Raw genomic sequence first — 4,797 nt, forward strand, 5'->3', positions numbered from 1 at the left:
GGCTTTTTGTTCATCAGACAGTTTGGATTGACTACCTTTATGATACTTTTTTAGTAAACCGCTAACTCCACCTTGTTAGAAATGATTCGCGACTGGTATACAAGTCTGTAATGTCAGCTGTTGCAAGATGCCTTACTCTAAAAACGCTTCAAGCTACAAGTTATAGTAGGCATATCACACTAATTCATTATTAATCCAAATAACACCTCACACGGCCTAGCCTGAGGTTCTATAGCCAAAGCGTAGGTTTTTTAGGGGCGGCCGTCGAGCAACGAAACCGATGAGCCTATAAATAATAGGTGATTGGGGTGAGATGTGATGACAACAAACCCTAAAAATCATTCGCGAAGGGTATATACTTATACTACAAAAAAATTATAATTTAATTTTCAGTGCAAGGATATCGACTGACAAATTCTCCCTGCGGATTTTTAGTTTTTGCAATATCTGCAGTTGGATATTTTTCACACATCTGCGATTGGCTATGAGTCAGAGTAAACTTATCTTCAATAAATTGCTCTTCAGACGCAATTACCCGCCCTTCATCGTATGCATAAAATGTATATGTTCCTTTTGGAAGCCCACCAACAGTACTTCTAATCCATTGGCCACTACATCCACTTAATAAAATTGAGCTAATAAAAAGCAATACTACTTTTTCTTTCATAACAAACAGTCCAGGCTATATAAATAAGAAAAAATATAAAAATAAATCGATTGTTGAAGTATATAGTTTATTTGCTGTATTAATGTTGCAACAATGTAACTTTTATTTCAATGATCAATCAGTGCATATTAGTATAAATACCTATCAACGAGAACTACCGTACTATCTTCCCAAGACAGTACTATTCTCCAGGCTACCAAATGAGGGCATCTATAGCTTATCAAATTGTTAATTAATCTTTGGCCACATAAACCACCCTGCTAGCTATATATGAACTTCACTGCAGATATTGCTATTACATGGTATGACAATATCAAAGGCATAAACCCTAGTTTACCAACTGCAAACCTCTTTAGTTTTGACCTGGTTTCATTTGCTATTATCACACTCAATACTAAAGCAATTAAATAAGGCGCTAAAACTGATAAAGAAATCAAATTAAACTCCAAACTAAGTGATGTTTTCGCATAGCAAATATTTGGAGTAACAATGAAAAGTAAAATTAAATAAAGCTTCATTTCGGTTATGACATCTCAATTCAGAACCAGTTCCCAAATTGGTTTTTTATTTATATTGACACTAATAGTTTACTTGAATTATTCAAAATACTCTTTTTATATGATCTTATAATTATTGGATTTCTTTTAAGTGATCCCTCCCTTCTTATTGCTGTTAGCAAAGCAATAAAGGCTTTTTTAACTTCATATGTACAATTTTCACCCACCAAATTTACTTACGTATATATACTAATAGACATTAATACACAAAGTGAATTTGGTTTACAACCATTTACACTTCCAAACTAAAAATCTACGACATATTGTGGTTAAATTGTGTCATATCAAGACTTCACTGGTTGCTGGCCGATGGTAATATTAATGGTGCTGGCTTGATTAATGGTAAGTGCTATCCATTAATTTACAATGGCTTCCACAGCGAGATTAATATCTTTGCTAAGAATTCACCGAACGGTTCCCCCTGAAGGTAACTGCACTACCAACCGACTATTCTCCCGTTCATACTCCAATTGCCACTATCCGTCGATGGAAACTAGACCGTTGATCCAGAGCAGGAAGTTAATTCTGATAAAGCGCAGACAATACAACACCCAACGCCGACTCACCACCTAATCCCAGGTAATTCCCCAAATAGCCAAGCTTTGCCGACCCCTTTGGCTACTGAATAAACACCGTCTATACCCCAGCGTTATTCAGCAATTAACAGGCTTAGGGCTTCAATGATATTTATCGCAGCTTCATCCTTGGGTAATTTACGGCTGTCACTCACCATCACAAACGCGGCAAAACGCAGGCTCACAGCCTGCTACTCAGTTTATACCTATTTAAACTCGCGAGCTTCCATTAAGTCCACTGAGTTTAATTCGGTGCTGAATGAGATGGTTTGATCGCTCATGCCCCCAGGGTAATGCGGGCATTGAGTGAAAGTTAAGAGAAGTTTTTTACTAAAATATAGGTAACTATTTTGTGATTTGCATCTAATTTTAACTTGAGCATATGTTCAACTATCCATCAAACATGTAATATTACATGAAATGCAAAATAAGCTAGCATCTGTGGTGTTAGTCATAGATATATGAATACGGAGCAGTAATATGCATAGCCTATCTAGGAAGCTGTTGTTAGTAGCCAGCTGCATCACCTTACTTTTCAATGCCAATACTTATTCAGCTGAACTTCTACAGTGTCAATGTAAAGGAATTGAAGGCGCTAACTACTGCTTAAAAGGTGGAAAACAAGTACGTAGTGGCGTCAAAGAGTTTGCTTCTTCTGAACTAGCCAATAAGCTATTTGGTTCAACCGACGCAGATAAAATTCAAAATGGCTGGCAATGTAGTAAATTAAAACCTTCAAAGCCAAACTTATCAGTCAAAAGTTATGACCCCACCATAAGTACTAAAGAGACTCAGCTAGAAAAACTGGTAAAAGATACCCCAGCAGAGTTAAGAGAAGAAAAAGCTGAAGAGTACTATCAACAGGCCGCTAGATTCAATTTAAATATGAAAGCAATCCCTATTTACGAAAAAGCTATTGCCTTAAACCCCAAGCATATAAAGGCACTTCTTGGTAAAGCTGCTGTTTATCGCTCTTTCTTCCATTATAAAGAGCTACTACAAACAAGCATGAAAATCTTAGCTCTTGATAACGATAATATTAAAGCATGGGATTACCAAGTAGACGCATTAGCTGGCTTGGACCGTTGTAATGAAGCTTTACGCTTGATCGAAAAAAATAGAGAGAAATATGCAGGTTATCCTGAAAGCAATATGTCAAAAGCCGAGTGCCAAACAAAGCTTGGTCATTACCAAAAAGCATTAGAAAACTTCGATAAAGTAACTGACTCACACCCAGGAGCAAATAGTGCTTGGGCTGCAAAATATTTAATCTATCAAAAATTAGGAAAACTACAAGAAGCGGAATATGCCAAAAAACAAGCTATCAAGCATAATTTCTACGAATATTGGTTCGATGGGTATAAAAGAGAGCTAAAGCTTTAACAAGTACAAGCTCAGGCAAAATGTAGAAGTTAATCGAAAAAATAGTACTTATCTTAATGCTCATATTAACAACCACAACTACCTACGCTACGTAGTATGTATCAATGTGTATGTACAAATAAAACTTGTATTCGCGGAGATCAACAGCTTGAACAAGGCTTTAAAGAGTTTGTTTCCAATAATCGTTTAAACATATTATATGGAGCTAATCAAAACAAAAGAGTTACATAAGGCCGGCTTTCACCATTTTATGGAGTACATAAGTAAAGACCATGTAAGGAAGTGTGAACTTTATCTCATACCAAAACAAACAACTGTTCATAAAACATTCAATCATATATATTGCACACGCGATTCGCTAACACATAAAGGTTAGTGACCATCAAAAAAGGTTTTTAGATTTTTATCAACTTTAATTTGAAGATTGTTTTTTCTAAATCATAGCAGTGCGTAGTATATATGGCATCAAATAACGTTCTCCCTTTTTACCATCAGAAAGCCCTTAATTCATTTTTTAATAAGGCTGATGCATCAACAGAAAATATCAAATTACGATATGAGAAAATGCGTTCTATCTATTACCAAGATAGAATCCAAGAAGCATTGGAACTTGCTAATTCACTGCTACAGCTCAACTTAAAGTCGATGGGCAAAGGGTATTTAGAATCCAGCATTTTGCACTACAAAGGTGGCTGTCATACTCAGCTGGGAGAATTTAAATCTGCTCTGTCCTGTTACAAGCAGATTACAGAAATTAATAGAGTCAATAATAGTGCCTGGGCTGCTATCACCTTAATTTACTTGAAACTAGGCAAAAAAGATAAAGCAGAACAGGCTGCTAATAAAGCACTGGAAATCTTTCCTGATGAAAAACAGTTTGATTTTATGAGAATAGAGTTAAATCTATAAAGTTGAATTTATCACTGTTTATGCTGCTCAGAAACACTCTTCTAACCACTAAATTAGCAGCCCCATTACGGGGCTTAAGTCGGACGATCATCTCATATTGAGTGGTTATAACCTAAGCCAACCCCCCTAGCAACTCCTTAGCCTTAAGCACGTTCTCTTTTTTCACAAGGGCGTAGCCTGGAACAAACTGAGTAGCATTAAAATCCACTAGGTATGCTTTCACAAACATAGCTTGCTTCGGGTTCAGTTATGATTCCAACCCCCACCCTAACGTAATTGGTTCTTCATTCTCCCTTCTTTAAACAGCTTGGTAGCGATACCCACCACCAACCCACCCAAGTAATAAAACTGGTTATATTCCTCCCAATTAAGTGGATAAGGGGCCACATCCACGGCAAACGCCGGAAGCCGATTATGTTTACTGTGAGGAAATGGCAACGTCGATTTACCTGCTACATAAGCTGCGTCTTGATCTTGCTGGTTACGGTGACCAATTAAAATACTGCAATCACAGTTTTTAATGACTTCACTGAATAAAACTTGAAGGTCTTCGTGCCAGGTTGCTAAATGATCTAATGATGTAGGGCTCAATTTTGGCATAAACTCCTCAGAATCTGGTTAGGGATGGTTAAGTACTACGTAAAGCACTTTTTAAGTTTCCAAGAATGGTGTTAACCCAATAAAATTCAGGTTCCTCTACTGATGA

4 protein-coding genes are annotated in these 4,797 nt (G+C 36.7%); 2 read left to right on the plus strand and 2 right to left on the minus strand.

The window, feature by feature from the left end:
* Positions 1–382: 382 nt before the first annotated feature.
* Positions 383–667, minus strand: coding sequence for a hypothetical protein (locus tag ORQ98_RS28955; RefSeq protein ID WP_274692305.1), 285 nt, complete (start codon positions 665–667; stop codon positions 383–385).
* A 1,612-nt stretch (positions 668–2,279) separates the two neighbouring features.
* On the opposite strand from ORQ98_RS28955, the gene ORQ98_RS28960 reads away from it, so the two are divergent.
* Both ORQ98_RS28960 and ORQ98_RS28965 read left to right on the plus strand, forming a co-directional pair.
* A complete protein-coding gene (locus ORQ98_RS28960) occupies positions 2,280–3,182 on the plus strand; it encodes a tetratricopeptide repeat protein (RefSeq protein WP_274692306.1) in 903 nt (300 codons plus the stop codon).
* 459 nt (positions 3,183–3,641) lie between these two features.
* The gene (locus ORQ98_RS28965) at positions 3,642–4,091 is read left to right on the plus strand and encodes a tetratricopeptide repeat protein (protein WP_274692307.1); all 450 of its coding nucleotides are present in this window, start codon (positions 3,642–3,644) and stop codon (positions 4,089–4,091) included.
* A 267-nt stretch (positions 4,092–4,358) separates the two neighbouring features.
* Here the strand turns inward: ORQ98_RS28965 and ORQ98_RS28970 are convergent, their stop codons facing one another.
* Positions 4,359–4,691: a hypothetical protein gene (locus ORQ98_RS28970; RefSeq protein WP_274692308.1), complete on the minus strand. Its 333-nt coding sequence runs from the start codon at positions 4,689–4,691 to the stop codon at positions 4,359–4,361.
* Positions 4,692–4,797 lie beyond the last annotated feature (106 nt).

It is taken from the genome of Spartinivicinus poritis (assembly GCF_028858535.1).
In the GTDB taxonomy this organism is placed as follows: domain Bacteria; phylum Pseudomonadota; class Gammaproteobacteria; order Pseudomonadales; family Zooshikellaceae; genus Spartinivicinus; species Spartinivicinus poritis.

Bases quoted from the DNA above. Each gene is read 5' to 3' on its own strand.
- ORQ98_RS28955 (WP_274692305.1), bottom strand. From the start codon at position 667: ATGAAAGAAAAAGTAGTATTGCTTTTTATTAGCTCAATTTTATTAAGT.
- ORQ98_RS28960 (WP_274692306.1), top strand. From the start codon at position 2,280: ATGCATAGCCTATCTAGGAAGCTGTTGTTAGTAGCCAGCTGCATCACC.
- ORQ98_RS28965 (WP_274692307.1), top strand. From the start codon at position 3,642: ATGGCATCAAATAACGTTCTCCCTTTTTACCATCAGAAAGCCCTTAAT.
- ORQ98_RS28970 (WP_274692308.1), bottom strand. From the start codon at position 4,691: ATGCCAAAATTGAGCCCTACATCATTAGATCATTTAGCAACCTGGCAC.